20 protein-coding genes and 1 pseudogene are annotated in these 22,851 nt (G+C 74.6%); 8 read left to right on the top strand and 13 right to left on the bottom strand.

All coding sequences use genetic code 11. The annotated features are described in order from the left end of the window. Positions 1-49 precede the first annotated feature (49 nt). From ACZ6KF_RS28870 to ACZ6KF_RS28850, 5 genes and pseudogenes are all read right to left on the bottom strand, one after another. A pseudogene (locus ACZ6KF_RS28870) lies at positions 50-883 on the bottom strand (SGNH/GDSL hydrolase family protein); the annotation flags it as partial. Next, positions 880-2,043: a glycosyltransferase gene (locus ACZ6KF_RS28865; RefSeq protein ID WP_469240999.1), complete on the bottom strand. Its 1,164-nt coding sequence runs from the start codon at positions 2,041-2,043 to the stop codon at positions 880-882. The gene ACZ6KF_RS28865 and the pseudogene ACZ6KF_RS28870, both read right to left, overlap by 4 nt. Then, positions 2,040-3,167: a glycosyltransferase family 4 protein gene (locus ACZ6KF_RS28860; RefSeq protein WP_469176337.1), complete on the bottom strand. Its 1,128-nt coding sequence runs from the start codon at positions 3,165-3,167 to the stop codon at positions 2,040-2,042. Before ACZ6KF_RS28860 ends, ACZ6KF_RS28865 begins: the two co-directional genes overlap by 4 nt. A 139-nt stretch (positions 3,168-3,306) precedes the next feature. After that, on the bottom strand, positions 3,307-4,725 hold the full coding sequence (locus tag ACZ6KF_RS28855) for a HEAT repeat domain-containing protein (RefSeq protein WP_356636219.1): 1,419 nt from the start codon (positions 4,723-4,725) through the stop codon (positions 3,307-3,309). A 323-nt stretch (positions 4,726-5,048) separates the two neighbouring features. Then, the gene (locus ACZ6KF_RS28850) at positions 5,049-5,441 is read right to left on the bottom strand and encodes an ankyrin repeat domain-containing protein (protein WP_356636221.1); all 393 of its coding nucleotides are present in this window, start codon (positions 5,439-5,441) and stop codon (positions 5,049-5,051) included. A gap of 309 nt (positions 5,442-5,750) precedes the next feature. On the opposite strand from ACZ6KF_RS28850, the gene ACZ6KF_RS28845 reads away from it, so the two are divergent. Both ACZ6KF_RS28845 and ACZ6KF_RS28840 read left to right on the top strand, forming a co-directional pair. Further along, a complete protein-coding gene (locus tag ACZ6KF_RS28845) occupies positions 5,751-5,945 on the top strand; it encodes a hypothetical protein (RefSeq protein WP_356636223.1) in 195 nt (64 codons plus the stop codon). 55 nt (positions 5,946-6,000) lie between these two features. Continuing rightward, positions 6,001-7,725 carry a P-loop NTPase family protein gene (locus ACZ6KF_RS28840; RefSeq protein ID WP_469240997.1) on the top strand — a complete coding sequence of 575 codons (1,725 nt, stop codon included), beginning with the start codon at positions 6,001-6,003 and terminating at the stop codon, positions 7,723-7,725. 25 nt (positions 7,726-7,750) lie between these two features. Here ACZ6KF_RS28840 and ACZ6KF_RS28835 read toward each other — a convergent pair whose 3' ends face one another. Continuing rightward, a complete protein-coding gene (locus tag ACZ6KF_RS28835; protein WP_356636227.1) occupies positions 7,751-9,250 on the bottom strand; it encodes an SCO1417 family PLP biosynthesis transcription factor in 1,500 nt (499 codons plus the stop codon). 233 nt (positions 9,251-9,483) lie between these two features. Between ACZ6KF_RS28835 and yczE the strand changes: the two genes are divergently transcribed. From yczE to ACZ6KF_RS28815, 4 genes are all read left to right on the top strand, one after another. Further along, entirely contained in the window at positions 9,484-10,119 is a 636-nt protein-coding gene (gene yczE, locus ACZ6KF_RS28830; RefSeq protein WP_356636248.1) for a membrane protein YczE, read from the top strand. Beyond that, positions 10,116-10,883 (top strand): glycerophosphodiester phosphodiesterase family protein, encoded by a 768-nt coding sequence (locus tag ACZ6KF_RS28825; RefSeq protein WP_356636229.1) that lies wholly within the window; start codon positions 10,116-10,118, stop codon positions 10,881-10,883. The genes yczE and ACZ6KF_RS28825 overlap by 4 nt, the downstream gene beginning before the upstream one ends. 63 nt (positions 10,884-10,946) lie before the next feature. Further along, positions 10,947-12,296: an MFS transporter gene (locus ACZ6KF_RS28820; protein ID WP_356636231.1), complete on the top strand. Its 1,350-nt coding sequence runs from the start codon at positions 10,947-10,949 to the stop codon at positions 12,294-12,296. A 278-nt stretch (positions 12,297-12,574) separates the two neighbouring features. Further along, positions 12,575-12,949, top strand: a complete 375-nt coding sequence (locus tag ACZ6KF_RS28815) for an RNA polymerase-binding protein RbpA (RefSeq protein ID WP_003977404.1) — start codon at positions 12,575-12,577, stop codon at positions 12,947-12,949. Positions 12,950-13,089: 140 nt separating this feature from the next. Here the strand turns inward: ACZ6KF_RS28815 and fxsA are convergent, their stop codons facing one another. The 4 genes from fxsA to ACZ6KF_RS28795 form a co-directional block, all read right to left on the bottom strand. Then, positions 13,090-13,644: an FxsA family membrane protein gene (gene fxsA, locus ACZ6KF_RS28810; RefSeq protein ID WP_356636234.1), complete on the bottom strand. Its 555-nt coding sequence runs from the start codon at positions 13,642-13,644 to the stop codon at positions 13,090-13,092. A 73-nt stretch (positions 13,645-13,717) separates the two neighbouring features. Next, entirely contained in the window at positions 13,718-14,518 is an 801-nt protein-coding gene (locus ACZ6KF_RS28805) for a polyprenol monophosphomannose synthase (protein ID WP_356636236.1), read from the bottom strand. Between the two features lie 540 nt (positions 14,519-15,058). Beyond that, the gene (locus tag ACZ6KF_RS28800; RefSeq protein WP_356636237.1) at positions 15,059-16,663 is read right to left on the bottom strand and encodes an amidohydrolase; all 1,605 of its coding nucleotides are present in this window, start codon (positions 16,661-16,663) and stop codon (positions 15,059-15,061) included. 66 nt (positions 16,664-16,729) lie between these two features. Continuing rightward, the gene (locus ACZ6KF_RS28795; protein ID WP_039932055.1) at positions 16,730-17,170 is read right to left on the bottom strand and encodes an Lrp/AsnC family transcriptional regulator; all 441 of its coding nucleotides are present in this window, start codon (positions 17,168-17,170) and stop codon (positions 16,730-16,732) included. Between the two features lie 242 nt (positions 17,171-17,412). On the opposite strand from ACZ6KF_RS28795, the gene ACZ6KF_RS28790 reads away from it, so the two are divergent. After that, positions 17,413-17,850: a hypothetical protein gene (locus ACZ6KF_RS28790; protein ID WP_356636240.1), complete on the top strand. Its 438-nt coding sequence runs from the start codon at positions 17,413-17,415 to the stop codon at positions 17,848-17,850. Between the two features lie 371 nt (positions 17,851-18,221). Here the strand turns inward: ACZ6KF_RS28790 and ACZ6KF_RS28785 are convergent, their stop codons facing one another. From ACZ6KF_RS28785 to ACZ6KF_RS28775, 3 genes are all read right to left on the bottom strand, one after another. Continuing rightward, entirely contained in the window at positions 18,222-19,397 is a 1,176-nt protein-coding gene (locus tag ACZ6KF_RS28785; protein WP_469160123.1) for an acyl-CoA dehydrogenase, read from the bottom strand. A 631-nt stretch (positions 19,398-20,028) separates the two neighbouring features. Continuing rightward, positions 20,029-20,169: an SCO1431 family membrane protein gene (locus tag ACZ6KF_RS28780; RefSeq protein WP_356636244.1), complete on the bottom strand. Its 141-nt coding sequence runs from the start codon at positions 20,167-20,169 to the stop codon at positions 20,029-20,031. Between the two features lie 169 nt (positions 20,170-20,338). Continuing rightward, on the bottom strand, positions 20,339-21,694 hold the full coding sequence (locus tag ACZ6KF_RS28775) for a peptidase C39 family protein (RefSeq protein WP_469240994.1): 1,356 nt from the start codon (positions 21,692-21,694) through the stop codon (positions 20,339-20,341). 233 nt (positions 21,695-21,927) lie between these two features. Between ACZ6KF_RS28775 and ACZ6KF_RS28770 the strand changes: the two genes are divergently transcribed. Next, positions 21,928-22,551, top strand: coding sequence for a uridine kinase family protein (locus ACZ6KF_RS28770; RefSeq protein WP_469241018.1), 624 nt, complete (start codon positions 21,928-21,930; stop codon positions 22,549-22,551). The last annotated feature ends 300 nt before the right edge of the window (positions 22,552-22,851 follow it).

Genomic DNA, 22,851 nt, shown 5'->3' with positions numbered 1-22,851 from the left:
TCAGGCCCTCCGCCGTGAGGTCCGCAACCCCCGTCCGCCGCGCCACGGGCTCCGGCGCCGGCAGCGCGGCCAGCGCCGCGGACACCGACTGCGCCGCCCGCAGATCGAGCAGGCCGACCGTCCCCCGCGCGCGGTGGCGCATCTCGTCGGCGGCCAGGCGCAGCAACTGGGGCAGCAGGTCGTTGCACCGGCGCGCGATCCAGGCGCTGCCCTGCGTGGCCAGCCACCACAGGCTCGCCGACCTGCTGGGCGGCGGGAACTCCGGTTCGGGCGAGGGCGCCGGACCGGTCGCCAGGCCCGCCTCGGCCAGCAGGGCGTGGAAGCGCAGCGCGAGCTGCCGGTGGCCGCGCTCTGCGGGATGCAGCCGGTCGGAGCTCCACATGGCCCGGTCGGTGAGCCAGGCGCCCTCGGCGGCGTGCAGGTGCAGCGCCCCGTACCGCTCGGACAGCGCGTGCACGACCGTGTTCACCGCCTGCTGGCGCCGGGCCAGCGGGCGGGCCAGGGCGCCGGGCAGCCCGAGCATCGCGCCGGGGTCGGGCAGACAGGCGGTGAGCAGCACCGCGCCCTGCTGGACGAGGGCCGAGTACACCCGGTCGAGACGGGCGGCGACGTGATGGACGTCGAAGGTGCGGCGCAGCGTGTCGTTGACGCCGACGAGGACGGAGGCGACGTCGGCGCGCAGGGTCAGCGCCGCGGGCAGCTGGTTCTCCAGGACGTCCCGGGTCTGGGCGCCGCTGACCGCGAGGTTGGTGAACCCGGCGGGCTGCTCGCACAGCCCGCCGGCGAGCAGCGCGGCCCAGCCGCGCCACCCGTTCCCCACCGGATCGCCCACTCCCTCGGTCAGCGAGTCCCCGAGGGCCACGTAACGGACGGGGGGTCTCATGCGAGGCCCTCCGCGGGGACGAAGGGCCGCTCGGTCGCCTTGGCGTCGTGCGCGGCGAGGAACTCCCGTACGGCGGTGTCCCAGCCGAAGCACTCGGCACGCGCGCGTGCCGCCTCCCGGCGCGTCTTCTCGGGCCCGTCCAGCAGGGCCTGGACGGCGTCGGCGAAGGCGTTGCCGCTGTCCGCCGCGGTGGCCCCGGCGGAGCCGATCACCTCGGGCAGCGCGGAGGAGGAGCTGGCGACGACCGGTGTGCCGCAGGCCATCGCCTCCAGCGCGGCGAGCCCGAAGGTCTCGGCCGGCCCCGGGGCCAGGCACACGTCGGCGGAGGCCTGGAGGGCGCCGAGCAGACCGCGGTCGGAGATGTGCCCGAGGAAGGTGGCCGGCAGACCGCGCTCGGTCGCCCGCTGCTCCAGCCGGGCCCGCAGCGGTCCGTCGCCGGCGACGACCAGCACGGCCCGCACCCCGCGCCGACGCAGCGCCTCCAGGGCGTCAAGGGCGGTGCCGGGCCGCTTCTCCACGGACAGCCGGGAGCACATCACCAGCAGCGTCTCGTCCGCGTGGGCGTGCCGGTCGCGCAGCGCGGGGTCGCGCAGGGCGGGATGCCGGGCCACCAGGTCGACGCCCAGGGGGGCGCGTACGACGTTGCGTGCGCCGATGCGGACGAACTCCCGTTCGGCGAACTCGGTGGTGCACACGACCTTGGAGTAGGTGTGGGCGGTGCGGACGTTGAGGCTGTCGGCGGCGCGGCGGGACAGGTTCTCGGACAGGCCCCAGGTGCGCAGCACGCCGTCGGCGGTCTCGTGGGAGACCATCACGGCGGGCACCCGGGCGCGCCGGGCCCATTTGCCGGTCCAGCGCAGGGTGGTGCGGTCGGAGACCTCCAGGCGGTCGGGGCCCAGGTCCTCCAGGAGGGCGGCGACGCGGCCCCGGTCGATCAGGACGCGGTAGCCGCCGGTGCCGGGCAGTAGCGGCCCCGGCAGGGTGATGACGCGGCCCTGCTCGGTCTCCTGGTCGGTGTGGCGCTCGCCCGGCACGATCAGGACGGGCTCGTGGCCGGCGGCCTTGAAGCCCTTGCCGAGTTCGCGCAGGGCGGTGCGCAGACCGCCGGAGGAGGGGGCGACGAAGTTCGCCAGGCGGACGATGCGTAGGGACTCGCTCATGCCGCCACCGCCGGCCTGCGGGCTTCGAGCACGGCCGCGTAGTGCTCGATGAGCTGGTCGCCGACGGCGGCCCAGGTGCGGCCCTCGACCGTGGCCCGCGCGGTGGCGCCGAAGACACGGCGCAGTTCCGCGTCGGCGGCCAGGGCGGCCACGGCCTCCCGTACGGCGTCGGCGTCGCGCGGCGGGACGAGGATTCCGGTGCGCCCGTGGTCGACCAGGTCCAGCGGGCCGCCGGCGGCGGGCGCGACGACGGGAACGCCGCTCGCCATGGCCTCCTGGACGGTCTGGCAGAAGGTCTCGAACGGGCCGGTGTGGGCGAAGACGTCGAAGGAGGCGAAGATCCGGGCGAGTTCGTCGCCGGTGCGGCGGCCGAGGAAGACGGCGCCGGGCAGCGCCTCCTCCAGACCGGGCCGGCTCGGTCCGTCGCCGACGACCACGACGCGCACGCCGGGCAGGCCGCAGACGCCGGAGAGCAGCTCGACGTGCTTCTCGGGGGCGAGCCGTCCGACGTAACCGACGATCAGCTCGCCGCCCGGGGCGAGTTCCCGGCGCAGTGCCTCGTCGCGCAGCCCCGGGCGGAAGCGCGCGGTGTCCACGCCGCGCCGCCACAGCCGGACTCGGGGCACGCCGTGGATCTCCAGGTCGCGCAGGGAGGCGGTGGACGGGGCGAGGGTGCGGTCGGCGGCGGAGTGCACGGAGCGGATGCGCCGCCAGGCGGCCGCCTCGCCGGCGCCCATGTAGGTGCGGGCGTATCCGGCCAGGTCGGTCTGGTAGACGGCCACGGCGGGGATGCGCAGCCGGGCGGCGGCGGCCATGCCGCGGACGCCGAGGACGAAAGGGCTGGCCAGGTGCACGATGTCGGGGCGGTGCTCGACGAGCGCCGCGGCCAGGCGCCGGCTGGGGAGGGCGACGCGGACCTGGGGGTAGCCGGGGAGCGGGAGGGAGGGGACGTGGACGACCGGGCACGGCGCGAGAGCGCCGGCCTTCTGTCCGGGAGCGGGAGCCGGTGCGACGACGAGGGGAGCGTGACCGCGATCGACGAGGTGTCGGGCGGTCTGGAGCGCGCAGTGGGCCACGCCGTTCACATCGGGGGGAAAGGATTCGGTCACGATGACGACACGCATAGGGGTGTTGTCGCCGTGCTGGACGTGGCCGCGTCAACGTCGATCTTTCCGGCCGGGGAACGGTCCATGAGCGTTGCGCTGCACACCCGCGCAGGTCAGGCCTCGTCCATGTACTTCTGACTCCCGGGTAACCCCTCGTTCACACGGCGGGCGCGTCGGGGCCGATCCGGCTGCGCACCGCCGTCTGGACCTCCGCCTCCTCGGCCGGATCCGACGCCAGCCGCCGCAGTTGCTCCTCGACCCGCGCGTCGCCGGTCTCGGCGTGCCGGGCGGCGAGTTCCCTGGTGGTCTCCTCGCAGTCCCAGAGGCATTCGACGGCGAATCCGGCGGGGAAGGAGGGGTCGGTGGCGGCGAGCGCCCGGGCCGCCCTGCCGCGCAGGTGCGACGAGGCCGTCTCGCGGTAGATGTGGCGCAGCACGGGGGCGGCGCAGACGATGCCGAGACGCCCGGCGCCGTCGACCAGGGTCCACAGGGTCGGCGCGTCCGGGCCCTCGCCCCGCACGGCCTCGCGCAGCGCGCCGAGGACGAGGTCGCTGTCCTTGGTCCCGCCCCGGCAGGCGAGCACCCGCCCGGCGGCAGCGCCCAGCTCGTCGGGCCGACGGGCCCAGCCGCGCGCCCGGTCCACGGCGACGGGCCCGCTCATCCGTTCGAAGGCGTCGACGGCGGCCTGCAGGACGGGCGCCGGCCCGGTCGCCACGGCCAGCTCGATCAGGTCGAGGGCGTCGGGGTCGGCGCTGTCGGCGAGATAGCGCAGCGCGGTGCAGCGGGCGCCCTCGGAGCCGTCCTGGGCGGCTCGCAGGATCTCGGGCCGGTCCTCGGGGCCCGCCACGGCGGCGAGGCAGCGGGCTGCCGGTACATGCAGCGCGGCGCCGCGCTCGATGCCCTGCTGGGCCCATGCGAAGACGGCCGCGACGCTCCAGCCGGGCCGGGGGCCGGCCGGCCGCATCTGGCGCGTCCAGCGGTCGAAGCAACCGGTCTCCTGGGCGGCGCGGACCCGCCCGGCGATGGACGGGCGCGGATCGTCGGCCCACAGCCGCCAGGGACGGGGCTCGAAGGCGTCGCGCACGGCTGCGGCCAGCTCGGCCTCGCCCTCGGCGTCGGTGGCGAACCGGGCCAGCACGGGCGCGGCCAGGGCACGAAGCCCGGCGTCGTCGTCGCGCAGCGCGAGTTCGTCCAGGGCCCAGGCCCAGTTGCCGCCGTGGGCGGCGTACCGGCGCAGCAGGGCGAGGGCGTCGCGCCTGCCGTAGGAGGCGAGGTGGCCGAGGACGGCGAGGGCCAGACCGGTGCGGGACTCGTCGGTGTCGACGAGGTCCTCGGGGGCGAACAGGTGCGCCTCGATGGCGTCGATGCCGCCGCCCAGGTCGAGGTAGAGCCGGGCGTAGTAGAGGGAGCGGTTCTCGACCTGCCAGTCGTGACGGGGGTCGTGGCGCACACACTGGTCGAGCGCGGTGAGCGCCTCGTCGCGCGGGGCGGTGAGCGCGTGCAGCGTGCCGTCGCCGCGGCCCCGCTGGAGCAGGCCGAGCAGCGTGCCACTGGGCGCTATGACCGGATCGAACATGGGAAACAGCCTCACATCAAGCGTCGACGCAACCGGGGACGTGCATTACCTGGCCGCGTGACAACACGTCGGGGCGCCCGCCGTCTCTTGCTTGTTGTAGACCATCTTCCTCTGCCTCTCGTCGGTGGCCCATGCGGGCCGCATCACGGCCCGCGCGGTGCGGCAACACCTGCCCAGCCATCGCGTCCGTGAATCACGACGTCATGATGACCCGGCGCTTCTCGATGCCGCGACCGAAATTTCGGGCGGTCCCGTACCGCCTCCCCCGTTTTCCGTGTCGCGCCTGGTCGGACGGGGTTTCCCGGCCGGCCGCGGCGCTGCGGTCAGCTGGTGCCGAACAGCTCCAGCAGGTCCCCCTTGTCGAACATACGTGCGGTATCGATGGCCGAGGGAGTGCCCGCGCAGGGGTCGGCACCGCCGTCCAGCAGGGCCCGGATCACCTCCTGCTCACCCTTGAAAACCGCCCCCGCGAGGGGGGTCTGCCCCCGGTCGTTGACGCGGTCGGCCTCGGCGCCGCGCTCCAGCAGCGCGCGCACGGTTCCCGCGTGGCCGTGGTAGGCGGCGAGCATCACGAGGGAGTCGCCGCGGTCGTTGGTGAGGTCGGCCGGCACGCCCGCGTCCACGTACGCCGCGAGCTCTTCGGTCCGGCCCCGCCGGGCCAGCTCGAAGATCCTGGTCGCGAACTCCACGACCTCGGGGTCGGGGGCTTCGGTCATCGGCGGGACCGCCTCTCACTGCACGCGTCGGGGACCGTGGGGGGGGAGCACCGTCCGTCCGCGAGCGGTGCGGCCGTACGGGTGAAATGCCAGCGTACTGGCTCGGCGGGCACATCAGCGGCGCCCGCCGAGGCAAGGATCAGCAATGCACCCGCCGGGCACGACGCACGGGCGACAGGCCGGGGACGACCTCCGCCACCTGGGCGAAATCGAGCGATTTTCACCCAGTTGCACCTTTAATCGTATGGATACATGCTGTGATCCTGGAAGTACTCATGGTGACTGTCCCCCTCGACACCAGGAGACCTCATGATCCTGTCCATCTCAGGCGTCGTCCTGCTCGGCATCGTCGTCTTCATCTTCCTGCGCAAGGACGGGCTCAAGGTGTCCCACGCCCTGGTCGCCGTCCTGTTCGGCTTCTACCTCGCCAGCACGGCCATCGCGCCGAGCATCAAGGCGGGCGGCGAGAGCCTGGCGAGCCTCCTGGGCGGCCTCAAGTTCTGACGCCCCGTCCGCCCGGACCCCCCGACCCGCTCGTACGCACCTCCAGGAGACAGCAGTGGCCCGGCGCCCCCTCCCCCGCATTCTGAGCAACGGCAGCGCCCGGTTCGCGCGGAGCCGGGAGCTGGCCCGGACGGCGGCCGACAGCGCCACCGACGTCCTCCACCCGCTGATCAGGATCACGCGCGGTCTGCGCCGGCTGGCCTCGGCCGGGCGGCGCAAGTGGGCCGGCACCCCCAAGGACCGGCGGGGCCCCCTGCTGTTCATGGCGGCCTCGGTGCTCCTGGTCGTCACGCTCGTGCCGTACGGCCCGCTGCTCGCCGTCGTCACGCTGATGGCGGCGGCGGCCTGGCAGGGGCGGGACCGCTCCCGGTCGGCCGGCGACGGCGCGGACGACTCCCGCACGCAGCGGCTGCGGGCCCTGTACGAGGCGCTGGTCCCGTACTTCTCGGTGCCCGAGGACCCGGCCCCGCTCTACTCCCACGGCGGGGCGTGGGAGAAGGCCTTCCCGGAGTACGAGTTCGACGGCACCGGCCGCACCACCCATCTCGTGATCCGCTACCCGGCCTACTTCGCGGACGGCGAGCGCGAGGCCCGGGCGCGGATCGAGCACCTGGTCGGCGCCAAGTCGGGCCGCGGCCGCGAGTACCACTTCCTGTGGGACGAGGAGGGCAACCAGCTCACGGTCTCGGTGCTCGCGCCGTTGCCCACGGACATCGCCGCCCAGCCCTTCGTCACCGCCCCCGGCGAGACGGTCCTCGGCTTCACCGACCCCGGCGAGGTCCCGCGCACGCTCCCGCTCACCCACGGCGAGGAGCGGCGCGACGTCCCGCCGGTCGTCTGGCGCACCGGCATCCGCTCCACCGAGCCGCACCTGCTGGTCGTCGGCCAGCCCGGCAGCGGCGCGTCGACGCTGCTGCGGTCGGTGGCCCTCCAGGCGGTCCAGCACGGCGACCTGCTCGTCGTCGACGGCGGCGGCACCGGCGAATACGCCTGTCTGACCGGACGGGACGGCGTGCTGGCGGTGGAGTGCGCGCTCGCCGGCGCCCTGGCCGGCCTGGAGTGGGCCGCCACCGAGACGGAACGGCGGCTCATCGCCGTCAACCGCGCCCGTCAGGCGGGCCAGCCGCCGCCGGACGACACCAGGCGGCCCCTGTGGATCCTGCTGGACCGCCCGGCCGCGCTGAGCCAGGTGGCCGCGGCCGACGGTCACCGCGACCCGCAGTCCCTGCTCCAGATCCCGCTCCGGCACGGCCGCGCGGCGAGCGTCACGGTGGTCGTGGCCGAGACGTTCGACACCCTGGACGCGCTCGGCGACCCGGTGCGCCAGCACACCCGCGCGCGCGTGGCGCTCGGCCAGGCCACCGCGGCCCAGCTGGAGGCCGTGCTGGGCGCGCCCCCGCACACCACGCCCCCGACCCAGGTCCCGCCCGGCCGCGGCTACGCCCGCCTGGGCACGGGCCCGGTCCTGCGTCTCCAGGTGCCGGCGACGCCGGACCCGTACGACGACGCCACGAGCGACGCCCACCGGCAGGCCGTGCTGGAGCTGCTCCCGCCGCGCACCGCCCCGGCGGACGGCGAGCGGGTCCCCGTCGAGGGCGAGGCCGCGCCGGAGCCGGCGGACGCGCCGGCCCCCGAGCCGGTCGTCACGATCAAGACCCCGGTGCCCACCCTGGACGGCGAGCCGGTGACCGTGCCCACCCTCGACGCCGGACCCGCGCCCGTGCCCACCCTCGACGCCGAGCCGGTGGGGGCCGACACCGCCCCGGCGAAGACCCCGTAGGCCCCCGGTCCCCACCCGCCGCGGCCTACGCCACGAACGTGCGCGGCGCGTCCGCTCCCGCCGTCCCGCCGCTCTCCACCAGCCGGGCCGCCGCCGCGAGCCGTGCGGCGGCCTCCTCCGCCACCGCCCCGCCCACGGTGAACGGCAGCCGCACATACCCCTCGAAGGCCCCGTCGACCCCGAACCGCGGCCCGGACGGGACCCGCACGCCGACCCGCTCCCCCACCTCCGCGAGCCGCGACCCGGACAGCCCCCCGGCGCGCACCCACAGCGTCAGCCCGCCCCGCGGCACCTCGAACTCCCACTCGGGCAGCACCCGGCGCACCGCGGCGACCAGCGCGTCCCGGTTGTCCCGCGCCTGCTCCCGCCGGATCTCCACCGCCTGCTCCCAGCCCCCGGTGCTGAACAGCCAGTTCACCGCGAGCTGCTCCAGCACCGGCGTGCCCAGATCGGCGTACGCGCGCGCGGCGACCAGGCTGCGGATCACGTCCGGCGCCGCCCGCACCCAGCCGATGCGCATCCCCGCCCAGAAGGCCTTGCTCGCCGAGCCGACGGTGATCACGGTGGACCCGGCCGGGTCGAAGGCGCACACGGGCCGCGGCATCTCCACGTCCGGGTCCAGCCACAGCTCGCTCATCGTCTCGTCGGCGACCAGCACCGTCCCCGCCGAGCGGGCCGACTCCACCAGCCGCCTGCGCTGGTCCTCGCCGGCGAGGGCGCCGGTCGGGTTGTGGAAGTCGGCGACGACATAGGCGATGCGCGGCGCCGCCTCCCGCAGCACCTGGCGCCAGCGGTCCATGTCCCAGCCGGTGAGACCCTCGGCCATCGCCACGGGCACCAGCCGCGCCCCCGCCTCCCGCATCAGCTGGAGGATGTTGGCGTACGACGGCGACTCCACGGCGACCCGCTCGCCACGCCCCGCGAACAGGTGGCAGATCGCGTCGATGGCGCCCATCGCGCCGGTCGTCACCATGATCTGCTCGGGCATGGTGGGGATGCCGCGCGCGGAGTAGCGCTCGGCGATCATGGCACGCAGCGCGGGCAGCCCGGCCGGGTAGTCGCCGTGCGTGTGCGCGTACGGCGGCAGTTCCTCCAGGGCGCCCTGGACCGCGCGGGTGAGCCAGGGCTCGGGCGCGGGCAGCGCGGCCGTGCCGAGGTCGATCATCGACCCCAGGGCCTCCGGGGGCAGCGGTTCGAGGCCGCGCGCGGGGAGCGGGTTGCCGGCCGGCACGGCGGTCCAGCTGCCCGCGCCGCGCCGGGACTCCAGGAAGCCCTCCGAGCGCAGCGCCTCGTAGGCGGCGGCGACGGTGGTGCGGCTGACGGACAGGGCCAGGGCCAGTTCCCGTTCGGCCGGCAGCCGGGCGGCGACCGGCACCCTGCCCTCCAGGACCAGCAGCCGGATGCCGTCGGCGAGCGAGCGGTAGGCGGGCGGGCGGCGTGTGCCGGGGCCCGCCGGGCGGTCCTGCTGCGACTTGAGCAGCCGGCCGAGCTGCGCCGCGCCCACCGCGGAAGTCCACTGGGCCATGACTATCAGTCCACCTTCCCCGAATTGGCCATGGATGGCCGATCGCTCCACGCCACAGAGTGGCATGCGTCAGGCCACGACGACCACCGGGGGACACCTTGTCCGTCTCATCAGACTCACCAGACACACCAGACTCATTGGGCTCACCGGGCTCATCCGGCTCACAGGACTTCTCCACCTCCAGAAATCACGCCACCTCCTCCAGCCCAACGGGCGCCCGCGCCGGGGGGCGTCTGTTGCGTCGGCTCGTCCAGCTCTACCTGGGCCTCGCCCTCTACGGAGTCAGCTCGGCGCTGCTCGTGGAGGCCGGCCTGGGGCTCGAACCGTGGGGCGTGCTGCACCAAGGGCTCGCCGAACTGACCGGTATGACCATCGGGGTGGTGTCGATCGTCGTCGGCGCGGGCGTGCTGCTGCTGTGGATCCCGCTGCGCCAGCGCCCGGGGCTGGGCACGGTGTCCAACGTCGTCGTGGTCGGCCTGGCGATGGACGGCGCCCTCGCCCTGGCGCCCGCCTCGGACGCCCTCGCCGTGCGCGTCCCGCTGCTGGCCACCGGCATCCTGCTCAACGGGGTGGCCACCGGCCTCTACATAGCCGCCCGCTTCGGACCCGGTCCGCGCGACGGGCTGATGACCGGGCTGCACCGGCGCACCGGCCGCTCGATCCGGCTGATGCGCACCGCGGTCGAGGTCGCCGTCGTAGCCTCCGGGTTCGCGCTGGGCGGCACCATCGGTGCCGGCACCCTGCTGTACGCGGTGTCCATCGGCCCGCTCGCCCAGTTCTTCCTGCGCGTTTTCGCCGTCCCGTCGGCATCCGACGGCAGCACGGTCGTTGCCGCCGGTCAACCCCGGCGGGTCATACTGCGTCCGTGACCACGCGCATACGGCACCCCTATCTCGACCACCCCGGCCCGATCCCCTTCGCGCACCGGGGCGGCGCGGCGGACGGCCTGGAGAACACCGTGCTGCAGTTTGGGCGCGCGGTGGAGGCCGGTTACCGGTACATCGAGACCGACGTCCACGCCACCCGCGACGGCCGGCTCGTCGCCTTCCACGACGCGACGCTGGACCGGGTGACCGACGGGCAGGGCCGGATCGCCGACCTCCCCTGGGACGAGGTGCGCCGCGCGCGGGTGGCGGGCAGCGAGCCGGTGCCGCTGTTCGAGGAGCTGCTGGAGACCTTTCCCGAGGTGCGCTGGAACGTCGACCTCAAGGCGGAGTCCGCACTGCATCCGTTCCTCAACCTGATCGCCCGGACCGGCGCCTGGGACCGGATCTGCGTGGGGTCCTTCTCCGAGGCGCGGGTGGTGCGCGCCCAGCGCCTGGCCGGGCCGCGGCTGGCGACCTCGTACGGCACCCGCGGCGTGCTCAACCTGCGGCTGCGCTCCTGGGGCGTGCCGGCGGCGCTGCGCGGCTCGGCGGTCGCGGCCCAGGTGCCGGAGTACCAGTCGGGCATCCAGGTGGTGGACCGCCGCTTCGTCCGGGCCGCCCACGCGCGCGGGCTTCAGGTGCACGTCTGGACGATCAACGAACCGGAGCGCATGCACCGGCTGCTGGACCTCGGGGTCGATGGCATCATGACCGATCACATCGACACGTTGCGCAAGGTCATGGAGGAACGGGGCGTCTGGGTCTGAGGCCCCGCTCCCCCGCCGGCACGGCCCCCGCGCGGCGCCTTCACGGGGAAGAGAGGGCACGGGGTGGGCACCGAGACCGTGCGGACACCTGCGGCCGACGAGGCCGCCGAGCGGCGGCGCGAGCGACGCGGCTGGTACTTCTACGACTGGGCCTGCTCGGTCTACTCGACGAGCGTGCTCACGGTGTTCCTGGGCCCCTACCTGACCTCGGTGGCCGAGGAGGCCGCGGACGCCGACGGGTTCGTGCACCCGCTGGGCATCCCGGTGCGGGCCGGCTCCTTCTTCGCGTACTCGGTGTCGCTGTCGGTGATCGTGGCCGTGCTGGCGATGCCCCTGGCCGGCGCCGCCGCCGACCGGACCGGCCGCAAGAAGCCGCTGCTCGGCGTGGCCGCCTATCTGGGCGCCGCCGCGACCACCGGCATGTTCTTCCTGGACGGCGAGCGCTATCTGCTCGGCGGTCTGCTGCTGATCGTCGCGAACGCCTCGCAGTCCGTGGCGATGATGCTCTGCAACTCCTACCTGCCGAGGATCGCCGCCCCCGAGGAGCGCGACGCGGTCTCCTCACGCGGCTGGGCCTTCGGTTACGCCTCCGGCGCGCTGGTCCTGGTCGCCCATCTGGTGCTGTACCTCGCCCACGACTCCTTCGGCGTCTCGGAGGGCCAGGCGGTGCGCATCTGCCTGGCGTCGGCCGGTCTGTGGTGGGGGGTGTTCACGGTGATCCCGCTGCGAAGGCTGCGCGACCGCGGGGCGGCCCCGGCCCGGGAGGCGACCGCCACCGGCTGGCGGCAGCTCGCGGCGACCCTGCGCGACATGCGCCGCCACCCGCTGACGCTGTCCTTCCTGCTGGCGTACCTCGTCTACAACGACGGCATCCAGACGGTGATCTCCCAGGCGTCGATCTACGGCTCGAAGGAGCTGGACCTCGGGCAGTCGACGCTGATCGGGGCCGTGCTGCTGGTGCAGGTGCTGGCGGTGGCCGGCGCGCTGGCGCTGGGGCGGCTGGCCCGCCGGTACGGCGCCAAGCGGACCATCCTCGGCTCGCTGGCGGCCTGGACCCTGGTCCTCGCGGCCGGCTACTTCCTGCCCGCCGGGGCGCCGGTGTGGTTCTTCGTGCTGGCGTCCGGGATCGGGCTCGTCCTCGGCGGCAGCCAGGCCCTGTCCCGCTCCCTGTTCTCCCATCTGGTGCCGCCCGGCAAGGAGGCCGAGTACTTCTCGGCGTACGAGCTGAGCGACCGCGGGACGAGCTGGCTGGGACCGTTGCTGTTCGGCCTCACCTACCAGCTGACCGGCAGCTACCGGGACGCGATCATCTCCCTGGTGGCCTTCTTCCTCCTCGGGTTCCTGCTGCTCGCGAGGGTGCCCGTACGGCGTGCGATCGCCGACGCGGGGAACCCCGTTCCCGAAAGGATTTAGCACTGGAGCCGAAAGGGCTGTAGTGTACGCGTTTGGCCTGCCAGGCGTACCGTTACTGCGCGTCAAAGATGCCGAAACGCTGGGTGACATCTCCGAATAGGTGTGACAAACCGGGCGCCGGTGGGTACTGCACTGGTTGACAAGGCTGCGGCCACGACGGCGACGCATGACCCGGAACGGGACTCCGAACGGGAATCTTTACCGCCGACCGGACGTTGACCGGATGACGACGACAGCGACACCTGTCCTGTGGGCGACAAGCCCGGGAGGCACGATTCATGAGTGAGCGAGCTCTTCGCGGCACGCGCCTCGTGGTGACCAGCTACGAGACGGACCGCGGCATCGACCTGGCCCCGCGCCAGGCCGTGGAGTACGCATGCGAGAAGGGACATCGCTTCGAGATGCCCTTCTCGGTAGAGGCGGAGATCCCGCCGGAGTGGGAGTGCAAGGTCTGCGGGGCCCAGGCACTCCTTGTCGACGGCGACGGCCCGGAGGAGAAGAAGGCGAAGCCCGCGCGTACGCACTGGGACATGCTGATGGAGCGGCGCACGCGCGAGGAGCTCGAAGAGGTCCTCGAGGAGCGGCTGGCCGTTCTGCGCTCCGGCGCGATGAACATCGCGGTGCACCCGCGGGACAGCCGCAAGTCGGCCTAGTCCCGGCGGCCCGGTCCGAAGGCCGGGTGCCATGATCCCAGCGCCGGCAGAACAACGACCGCGGGCGCCGTACGTCCAGACGTACGGCGCCCGCGGTCGTGGTGCTGTTCCGGCCCGGCCGTCCCGCCCGGCCGTCCCGCTCAGCGGTTCAGCGGCGGGCGCGGCTCGCGCGGCGTGTCGCCCGGCTCGTCCCGGACGACCTCACCCTGCACGACCTTGCCGTCTGGCCGGTGCATACGGGCCTGCCGGAAGGCGTCGCCGAGGCCGCCCGGCGCGGCGGCGCGGAGTCTGCGCTCCACCGTGCGCTCCGTGTACCGGCTCAGTGCCTTCTGGACCGGCGGCACCAGCAGGAGCAGACCGAGGGCGTCGGAGACCAGGCCGGGCAGCATCAGCAGCAGTCCGCCCAGCATCATCAGGCCGTTGCCGCCGCCGCTCGACGGCGGGGTGCCCCGCTCGAGCGCCTCGTTGAGGTTGCGGAAGGCTCGCCGGCCCGCCCGTTTGATGATCACCGAGCCGAGCAGGAAGCCGGCGACGAGCAGCAGGAAGACCACGAACCCGCTCGCGGCGCCCGCGACCACGGTCAGCAGCCAGATCTCCAGCACCAGCCAGCCGGCGACGGCGAGCGGCAGGAACGTCCGCAGCCGGGAGCGCCGGGGCCGGGCGGGGCGGGGAGAGGTCGAAGCGCCAGTCGTCATGGTCCCAGTGTGCCCGCCGGATGCTCAGCACGGCATAAGCCCTCCGGCGAGGGCGGGACGGCACGCGGCGGGGTCACGGCTTCTCGGGACCGCCCCGGCCGATGATCCTCCCGACCCGCTCCCCCACGCCCCACGAGGTGACCCGCCACAGCGCCTCGACCAGGATGTCCCGGCTCATCTTGGAGTCGCCGTGCTCCCGCTCCACGAAGGTGATGGGGACCTCCACGACGTGATAGCCGGCCTTGATCGCGCGGCGGGCGAGGTCGACCTGGAAGCAGTACCCCTGCGAGGCGACGTCCTCCAGGCCGAGGCCCTCCAGGGTCTCGCGGCGGAAGGCGCGGTAGCCGCCGGTGACGTCGCGGATGGGGACGTCCAGCAGGGCGCGGGAGTAGAGGCTGCCGCCGCGGGAGATCAGCTCCCGGCCCTTGGGCCAGTTCACGACCCGGCCGCCCGGCATCCAGCGGGAGCCGAGCACCAGGTCGGCGCCCTTGAGCGCGGTCAGCAGGCGGGGCAGTTCCTCGGGCTGGTGGGAGCCGTCGGCGTCCATCTCGATCAGCACGCCGTAGTCGTGTTCCAGACCCCAGCGGAAGCCCGCGAGATACGCGGCGCCCAGGCCCTCCTTGCCCTTGCGGTGCAGGACGTGCACTTGGTCGTCGCCTGCGGCGAGTTCGTCGGCGAGCTTGCCGGTGCCGTCGGGGCTGTTGTCGTCGGCCACGAGGACGTGCGCCGCGGGCACGGCCTCGCGCACCCGGCCGACGATGGCCTTGATGTTCTCCGCCTCGTTGTAGGTCGGAATGATCACCAATGGCGTGCCGAGCGGGCCGAAACGCCTCTCCTGGGCGTCTGCCGCGCGGGTCCCCTCGCCGTCGTTCACTGCTGCCCCTTCACGTCCGTACGCAGAGGTCCACCATAGTGGCCGCCGCCTGCGCCGACGTGACGCGATGTTCGTACGCGCGATGTCGGTCCGGCGAGCTCCCGGTGACGGCCCGCCGTCCGGCCTCGTCGCCCGCCCTTGCGGAGGGGGGCCCGGCGCCCTTCGGGCCGACCTGGGACCCGCTGGCTGCGGGTCGACCGAAAGCCGTTGTCTACTGAGCGCCCGGGCCCCACCCGGGTCACACCGTCCCGACCGGGCCGGAACGTTCCCCCGCCGTGGGCGCGGTCGCTGCGCCTGGCTCCCAGCGACGGTGCCCCGGTGCGGTACACCGTCCCTGACCCAGCGGCGCCACGGCGAGTTGCGGACGTCCCCGGTCGGGCGTCCCGTGGTGGACCCGGCCGAACCTACCGGCCCCGGACCGCCGCCTGTCAACAGCCGTCCGACCTGCGGGTTCACCCGCGTGCGGGGGCCCCGCCCGGAGATACGCAGGTCGCGCGACGCCGCCCCGCCGCGCGGGCCGTGCCGTCCGGCCCGTGGAGATCACTCGCCCGGCCGTACGAAGACCGTCCGTCCGCCCACCACCGTGCGCAGGCAGACGGGCAGGTCCGTCCCGGGGCTGAGATCGGGCAGGCCCGGCGTGCCGGAACGCGGGTCGGTCGACCAGCGGGCGACCCGGTCGTCGGGGGCCTGCACGACCAGCTCGCCGGTGCGCCACACGGCGTAGTCCGCGGGCGCGCCGGGCACCAGGACACCGGCGTCGTCCCGGCCGACCGCCCGCCAGCCGCCGCGCGTGTGCGCCGTGAACGCCGCGCGGACCGAGACCCGGTGCTCCGGCGTGCGGTGGAAGGCGGCGGCGCGGACCGTGCCCCAGGGGTCCAGGGGCGTGACCGGGCTGTCGGAGCCGAGGGCGAGGGGCACGCCGGCGCGCAGCAGGGCGGCGAAGGGGTTCAGGGTCCGGGCGCGCTCTGCGCCGAGGCGCTCGGCGTACATGCCGTCCTCGCCGCCCCACAGCGCGTCGAAGGCCGGCTGGACGGACGCGGTCAGGCCCAGCTCGGCGAAGGCGGCGACGGTCTCGGGGGTGAGCATCTCGGCGTGCTCGACGCGGTGCCGGGCGGCCCGGATGCGGGCGAGGCCGACCTTCTCGGCGGCGGCGCGCACGCCCTCCACGACCGCGGTCACGGCCGCGTCGCCGATCGCGTGGAAACCGGCCTGGATCCCCGCCTCGGTGCAGGCGACGACATGGGCGGCGACGTCCGCGGCGTCCAGGTAGGCGGTGCCGGTGTGGCCGGCGTCGGCGTACGGCCGGTGCAGGCAGGCGGTGTGCGAGCCGAGGGCGCCGTCGACGAACAGGTCCCCGGCGGCGCCGAGCGCGCCCAGCTCGCGGGCCTTGTCGACGTCGCGTTCGGCCCAGTAGCCGACGACCCTGATTCCGGGTTCCTCGGCGGCGAGCCGCAGCAGGCCGGTGAAGTCGTCCTCGGAGGAGATCTCGGGGCCGCCGCACTCGTGGACCGCGCCGATGCCGAGGGAGGCCGCGTGCGCGAGGGCGGCGCGCTGCGCCTGTGCGCGCTGGGCCGGCCCGACGGCGGCGAGGGCGGCGGCGCGGACGGCGTGGTGGGCGTCGCGGGTGAGCGGGGCGTCCTCGCGCGGGACGTCTGCGGCGACCAGGTCGAGCAGGGCGGTCGTGACGACGGCGGAGTGGACGTCGATGCGGCTCAGGTACAGGGGCCGCCCGCCGGTGGCCTCGTCCAGTTCGGCGCGGGCCGGGGGACGGCCGCCGGGCCAGCGCGAGGCGTCCCAGCCGTGCCCGAGGAGCACCCGGTCGTGGGGGCGGGCGGCGGCGAACTCCCGCACCTTCGCCAGGGCCGCCTCCAGGGAGGGCGCGCCGGACAGGTCGAGGCCGGTGAGCGCGAGGCCGGTGGAGGTGGTGTGCACGTGCGCGTCGGTGAACGCCGGGGTGACCAGGGCGCCGTCGAGGTCGACCACCTCGTCCACGCCGTCGGCGAAGGCGTCGGCCGCGCCCTCGGAGCCGACCCAGGCGATGTGGCCGCGTTCGACGACCATGGCCGTGGCGAACGGGTCGGCGGGGCTGTGGACCTCTCCGCGGCGGAGCAGGACGGTCTCGGTCGGGGCGGTGCGCTCACTCATGACGGACAGTTTCCCGCGCCGCGCCGGGCCTCCCGCACGCGGGGCTCGCCGCCGGACGGCGCGGTGTCAGATGCGCGGCGGCCGGGCCTCGTAGGGGGTGGACAGGACGACCGTCGTACGGGTCGAGACGCCCGCGAGGGAACGCACCCGCGCCAGCAGTTCCTCCAGCTCGTGCGGGGTGGCCACGCGCACCTTCAGGATGTAGTTCTCGTCGCCGGCGACGCTGTGGCAGGCCTCGATCTCGGGGACGCCGGCGAGGCGTTCGGCGATGTCGTCGGGGGCGCTGGGGTCGAACGGCTTCACCGAGATGAACGCCGTCATCGGCAGCCCGACCGCCTCCGGGTCCACGACGGCGGCGTAGCCGCGGATGACGCCGCGCTGTTCCAGCCGGCGCACGCGCTGGTGCACGGCCGACGTGGACAGGCCCGTGGCCTTGCCCAGGTCGGTGTAGCTCATCCGCCCGTCCTTGACGAGCAGCTGCACGATCTGTCGGTCCAGCTCCTCCATGGCGCAAGAACCTACAGTGCGGGTGATCTCCGCGGATACCCGTGCAGCGCAGGTCATAACCGGTTCGTGATGTGCCCCCGCCGGTCGCGCGGGCGGGCGCCTGTGCACGGCATGTGACCAACGCCACAGCCTCGGCGCGCTCTCCGTGATGTGCTCGTGATTACCCCGCCGGGCGGACGGGAAGTGCTTGCTGTGGTCGAGGCCGCACTGCCGTCACGGCCCAGCCCGAGGGGGAGAATCCCATGCAGAGTCTTCAACGCCCTGGTCGTACCGCGCCCAAGCGACTCCAGCCGGTCGCCGAGCCCGAGCCGGAGGGCGTCGAACCCGACGCCTTCGACGCCGACGAGGCAGACGCGTACGACACCTTCGAGATGTACCGGGTGATCTGCCCGGACTGCGCGCAGCCCATCGCCCTGCTGTCGGACGAGGAGTTCCTGCCGGAGCACGCGCTGTGCGCCTCTCCGTGGAACCCGTTCGGCCTCACGGTGTGCCGCGGCACCGGCCGCAGCGCCGCCGACGCCCGGCCCGCGGACGAGACCGTGGAGCCGCAGGAGCAGGACACCGCCCTGCTGCTGACCCTGCCGCAGGGCCTCGACTGGCGGACGCAGCCGTTCTCGCACGTCGGCGGCCCGGGCTCGCGCCCGATGCGCGTGCCGTCGATGCGCCGCCACGCCGCCTGAGCGTCGCGCCCCCGCACGTTTCGCCGACCGGTCGGCCGCCCCGCGTCCTGACGCGCGGGGCGGCTCCGGCACGTCCCCGGACGGCCGGGAACTCATGCTCGATTGCGCGGGCCGGTGACCTGTCCGGCCGTTTCCGCGTTGCCCGGATATGACCCCCACCCACACCGCGACCGGGCGTCAGTACCGCATGCTCGTCCCCGCAGCAGCGGAAACGGTCCCGCGCACGCCCGCGCAGCCCGCTCCGCCGCCGCAGGACCCGCCCATCTACCGCGATCTCGTCCGCGCCTGGGCCAAGGGCGGCCGGACGCTGCCCGGACGCCACGACCCGGAGTGGGTCCGGCTCGCGGCGCCCCTGGTCCGGCCGGGGCAGTTCAGCGCCGCGACTCGGGACCCGCGAGGTGACGGGCGATGACCATGCGCTGGATCTGGTTGGTGCCCTCGACGATCTGCAGGACCTTGGCCTCACGCAGGTAGCGCTCGACGGGGAAGTCGGCCGTGTAGCCGTAGCCGCCGAGGACCTGCACGGCGTCCGTGGCGACCTTCATCGCCGTGTCCGTGCAGTGCAGCTTGGCCATGGCCGCCTGCTTGGCGAAGGGGCGGCCCGCGTCGCGCAGCCGGGCCGCCGCCAGGTACAGGGCCCGGCCGGCCTCGATCTGGGTGGCCATGTCGGCCAGCATGAAGCGCAGCCCCTGGAAGTCGGCGATCGGCCGGCCGAACTGGCGCCGCTCGGTGGCGTAGCCGACCGCCTCGTCCAGCGCCGCCTGGGCGACGCCGATCGCGCACGCCGCGATGCCGAGCCGTCCGGAGTCGAGGGCGGCCAGCGCGATGGCGAAGCCCTGGCCCTCGTCGCCGAGGCGCCGGGCGTCGGGGACGCGCACGCCGTCGAAGTGGATCTGTGCGGTGGGCGAGCCCTTCATGCCCATCTTCTTCTCCGGTGCCGCCGCGCTCAGCCCCTCGGCGTCGCCGGGCACGAGGAACGCGGTGATGCCGCGCGGGCCCTCCTCGCCGGTGCGGGCCATGACGGTGTAGAAGTCGGCGACGCCGCCGTGGGTGATCCAGGCCTTGGTGCCGGTGATCACCCAGTCGTCGCCGTCGCGGACCGCCCGGGTGCGCAGCGAGGCGGCGTCGGAGCCGGAGGACGGCTCGGAGAGGCAGTAGGCGCCGAGCAGCCCTCCGCCGAGGACCGCGGGCAGGTGCTCGACCCGCTGCTCCTTGGTGCCGTGCGTGGCGAGGGCGTAGGAGGCGAGGGTGTGGACGCTGACGCCGAGGCCGACGGTCAGCCGGGCCGCGGCCAGCTCCTCGAGGACCTGGAGGTAGACCTCGTACGGCTGGTCGCCGCCGCCGTGTTCGGAGTCGTAGGGCAGGCCGAGCAGTCCGGCCTCGGACAGGAGGGTGAAGACCTCGCGCGGGAAGCGTCCGGCGTCCTCCTCCTCGGCCGCGTGCGGCGCGATCTCGCGCTGCGCGATGTCGCGGACGAGGGAGATCAGGTCCCTGGCCTCGTCCGTGGGCAGTTGCCGGTCCACCGGCTGCGGGGCGCGGTCGGGCATGGCGACGCTCTCCTCCCTTTCGGGCACGGCGGCGGGAGGGCACCGTGGGTGGGCGGCTCCGCCGGGTGGCTCTGTGGCGCCCAGCCGGCCGGGGCGCTCCGGGTCGCGGAAGCGCTGATCAGCGGGCTGTGCGCTGTGAGTATGCCCGATCGCGGAGATCGCGTCACCGGTTAACGACCGCTTACTTCAAGAATTGCCGGTGACGCATCGGCCGCGGCGCGCGGAGGCCGGGGCGGAGGGGCGGGGTCCGGTTCCACGGTCGCCCGCATCGTCCCGCCGGGCGTCCTCGGCGGCGGTGGGCGGCAGGGGTGCGAGGCACGGCCCCGTGCAACGCTGCGCGACCCCGCGCATCGCGGCGCGGGGAGGGGCGGGCCGATCGGCTTCGGGGTGCCCGTGCCCCTCCGCGCCGTGGAGGCGCCCGCTGGTCCCGGCCCGGGGCCGGAGGCCGGCGCGGGGCGGTGCGACCCACTGTCCACCGACCGCCCGGCCGCACCGCCGGGCGTGATGCCGGCCGGGCCGAGGGCGGCCCGGTTGCACGGGGCCGCCGGACGACCGCGGCGGGAGGGTGCCACCGTGCCGGGCCCGCGGCCGTGCCGTCGGACGGCGAACGGACGGGCGATGGTGCGTACGGTCAGAGCAGGCCGAGCTGGGTCACCAGCATCGACAGCACCACGACGAGCGTCCAGCCCATGATGTGCTCGACGATCTGGGGGCCGTCCTCACGGGGCCCGCCGGTGCGGACGCGGGTGGCGGTGGCGGTGTTCGCGGTCATGGCATCTCGCTGGTCTCGTGCGTGCAGTGGTCTCCCCCGGTCCCCCCACCGATTGCTCCACCTTGCCATCGTCCGCGCCGTGCGCGGCAGAGAGCTTCCTCACAGCCGGACCGCCGGACAGCGCGACGGCCCCCGGCCGGAAAGCCGGGGGCCGCGGACGCACGGGGGCTCAGCGCACGCCCACCGCCGCGAGCGCCCTGCGCTGGGCCGGGGTCGGACGCGCCGGGAAGTACAGGTAGCAGACCCCGCCGGTGCCGGAGACGACCTTGCCGCTGGCGTTGTGGCGCTTGGTTCGCAGCCAGATGTTCTCCCACTCGCGCCGCCGGTAGACCCGCCGCACCTCCTCGTTGCTCGGCGAGGCAGGGTCGTTGGCGATGACGTCGCCGTCGGCGGTGAAACCGATCACGGTCATCAGGTGGCCGGCGGTGCCGTAGCCTGCGCCCGTCAGCTCCTCGGCGCGGAAGGACTGGGACGTTATGGCCGGGATGCCGGCCGCGATCAGCCGCTCCAGGTCGGTCAGCGAGCCGAGGCGGGTGACCACGCCCTGGATGCCCTTGAAGGTGGCGGCGTAGGCGGCGTTGAACGGCCAGTTGCCGCAGCCGGCGTACTGATGGTCGTAGGTGTGGCGGGCGGCGTGGCAGACCTGCGGGTCGGCGAAGGCCGGGTCGACCCACGCGAGCTGCTCCTCGGTGAGCCGGCCGCCCCAGTACTCGATGATCATCTGCGAGGAGGTGGGGCTGCACCAGGCCTCGCCGCCGTTGTCGTACTCGGGGTACTGGCCCTTGTGGATCTCCTGCGAGTAACGCGGCACCGCGAGTTCCCGGGCGAGGCCGGGCGTGGTGGCGGGCACCTCGAAGCGGTCGGGAACGTCGGAGCCCATCGCGCCGAGCCGCCACACCGTGGGGGTGAGGCGGGTGCCCGGCCTGCGGTAGAGGGTCAGGCGCAGGCGGTACGAGGTCAGGCGCAGGCCCGTGGACGCGTCGTCGACGGCGAAGGTGTCCGTCCAGACGGTGCTCTTGCCGTCGGTCTGGTCGTCGACCGAGGTGCGCCGGATGTCCTGGTCGCCGGCCGCCCAGCGGCCCATGACGTACCAGGGGGTGTCCGTGCCGTCGGAGTACGTGCCGCGCAGCTCGACCTGGAGCCAGGTGCCCTCGGGGGTGTGCGCGTTCCAGGAGGGGACGACCTCCGTGGCGGGGACGGTGAGCCGGTGGACCGGGGAGGTCCAGGTCGCGTACTCCCAGTCGGCGGTGCGGCCGGTGTGCGGGTCGGTGTACGCGGTGGTGCCGGCCGGGGCGGCGACGGCGATGCCGGGGCGCGGGCCGGCGACGACGCGGGTGCCCTGTCCGGTGCCGCCGCGCCAGTCGGTGTACGTGGTCCAGGCGCGGTTGTCGACGGGGCGGGCGGTCGCCGGGGACGGGCCGGAGGTCGCCGGGCGGGCCATCGCGGAGCCCGTGCTGCCGGCGACCGCGGCGGCGACCGCCGCGGCCAGGACGCTTCTGCGGGACGGCTGTTCGGGTCTGCTCATGGGCACAGGACTCCCGGGGGACGAGTCGGGGCGGGCTGGGTCCGCACGGATGTGTGCGCCAACTATGGCCGCCGGAGGCGTCCGCTGCCAGCACTTCGGACCACGCCGTGTCCACCGTCATTGGTAGTGACCACTGGCACGGCCGGTGCGCAACGCGGTGGCGCGCGGGGGATGATGAGGGTGTGTCGCCTCCCGCCGCCCCGTCCTCGCAGCCGTCCCACCCCGCCCGGTCGGTGCCGGAGCGTCTGGCCCGCGGGCTGCGCGCGCTGCCGCCGTCCTGCGGCCCCGTCCGGCTCGTCGGCGTCGACGGGCACGCGGGCTCGGGGAAGTCCACTTTCGCCGGGCATCTGGCCGCGGCGCTGGACGGGGCGCCGGTACTGCACCTGGACGACATCGCCAGCCACGACGAGCTGTTCGACTGGACGGCGCGGCTGCGCGCCGAGGTGATCGAGCCGCTGCGCCACGGCCGGACGGCGTACTACGCGCCCTACGACTGGCGTGCCCGCGCCTTCGGCCCGCCGCGCCCGCTGCCGCCCGCCCCGGTGGTCCTCGTCGAGGGCGTCGGGGCCGGCCGGCGCGCCCTGCGGCCGCACCTGGCGTGCCTGCTGTGGCTGGACGTGCCGCGCGAGGAGGCGTGGGCGCGGGGGCGGGTGCGGGACGGGGAGGAGCAGCGGGAGTTCTGGGCCGGGTGGGTCGGGGCGGAGCGGCGGCATTTCACCGAGGACCCCTCCCGGCCCTTCGCGGATCTGTTGGTACGTCAGTTGCGGGAGGGGTACGAGGTGCTCCCGGGACCGCTGAGAACGGCCGATCCGCACCGCACGGTAACCCTCGGTGACGACCCGCCCGCAATGTGCTGAACCTGTGAAGACCCTTGCGCGGGAAGTCGGTCGAGTGCTTCAACTCGGCTTGACCGGGGGGCCGTACAGGTCTTACGTTCTGAATGTGCGGTCGCAGGAGACCGCCCCCAGACACGAAGCCCCCGGTTGTTCCCCCGTGACCGGGGGCTTCGTTCTGCGCTCGACAGCCCTCTCCGGGCGTCACCCGGCCTGATCCGATCACGCTCGGTCACCATCGCCGGCCCGCGCGCGCCCGCTCCGACCTCGCCAAACGTCCTCGCGGCACCCTTCGGCAGGCACCGACCGACGGGTACGATGCCC

It is taken from the genome of Streptomyces sp. NPDC046379, from assembly GCF_055587785.1.
Note: the sequence above shows the minus strand (reverse complement) of the source record. Positions and strands in the feature narration are given on the sequence as shown.

Coding starts and splice junctions, on each gene's coding strand:
- ACZ6KF_RS28865 (WP_469240999.1), bottom strand. CDS start 2,043: ATGAGCGAGTCCCTACGCATCGTCCGCCTGGCGAACTTCGTCGCCCCC.
- ACZ6KF_RS28860 (WP_469176337.1), bottom strand. CDS start 3,167: ATGCGTGTCGTCATCGTGACCGAATCCTTTCCCCCCGATGTGAACGGC.
- ACZ6KF_RS28855 (WP_356636219.1), bottom strand. CDS start 4,725: ATGTTCGATCCGGTCATAGCGCCCAGTGGCACGCTGCTCGGCCTGCTC.
- ACZ6KF_RS28850 (WP_356636221.1), bottom strand. CDS start 5,441: ATGACCGAAGCCCCCGACCCCGAGGTCGTGGAGTTCGCGACCAGGATC.
- ACZ6KF_RS28845 (WP_356636223.1), top strand. CDS start 5,751: ATGATCCTGTCCATCTCAGGCGTCGTCCTGCTCGGCATCGTCGTCTTC.
- ACZ6KF_RS28835 (WP_356636227.1), bottom strand. CDS start 9,250: ATGGCCCAGTGGACTTCCGCGGTGGGCGCGGCGCAGCTCGGCCGGCTG.
- ACZ6KF_RS28815 (WP_003977404.1), top strand. CDS start 12,575: ATGAGTGAGCGAGCTCTTCGCGGCACGCGCCTCGTGGTGACCAGCTAC.
- fxsA (WP_356636234.1), bottom strand. CDS start 13,644: ATGACGACTGGCGCTTCGACCTCTCCCCGCCCCGCCCGGCCCCGGCGC.
- ACZ6KF_RS28800 (WP_356636237.1), bottom strand. CDS start 16,663: ATGAGTGAGCGCACCGCCCCGACCGAGACCGTCCTGCTCCGCCGCGGA.
- ACZ6KF_RS28795 (WP_039932055.1), bottom strand. CDS start 17,170: ATGGAGGAGCTGGACCGACAGATCGTGCAGCTGCTCGTCAAGGACGGG.
- ACZ6KF_RS28790 (WP_356636240.1), top strand. CDS start 17,413: ATGCAGAGTCTTCAACGCCCTGGTCGTACCGCGCCCAAGCGACTCCAG.
- ACZ6KF_RS28785 (WP_469160123.1), bottom strand. CDS start 19,397: ATGCCCGACCGCGCCCCGCAGCCGGTGGACCGGCAACTGCCCACGGAC.
- ACZ6KF_RS28780 (WP_356636244.1), bottom strand. CDS start 20,169: ATGACCGCGAACACCGCCACCGCCACCCGCGTCCGCACCGGCGGGCCC.
- ACZ6KF_RS28775 (WP_469240994.1), bottom strand. CDS start 21,694: ATGAGCAGACCCGAACAGCCGTCCCGCAGAAGCGTCCTGGCCGCGGCG.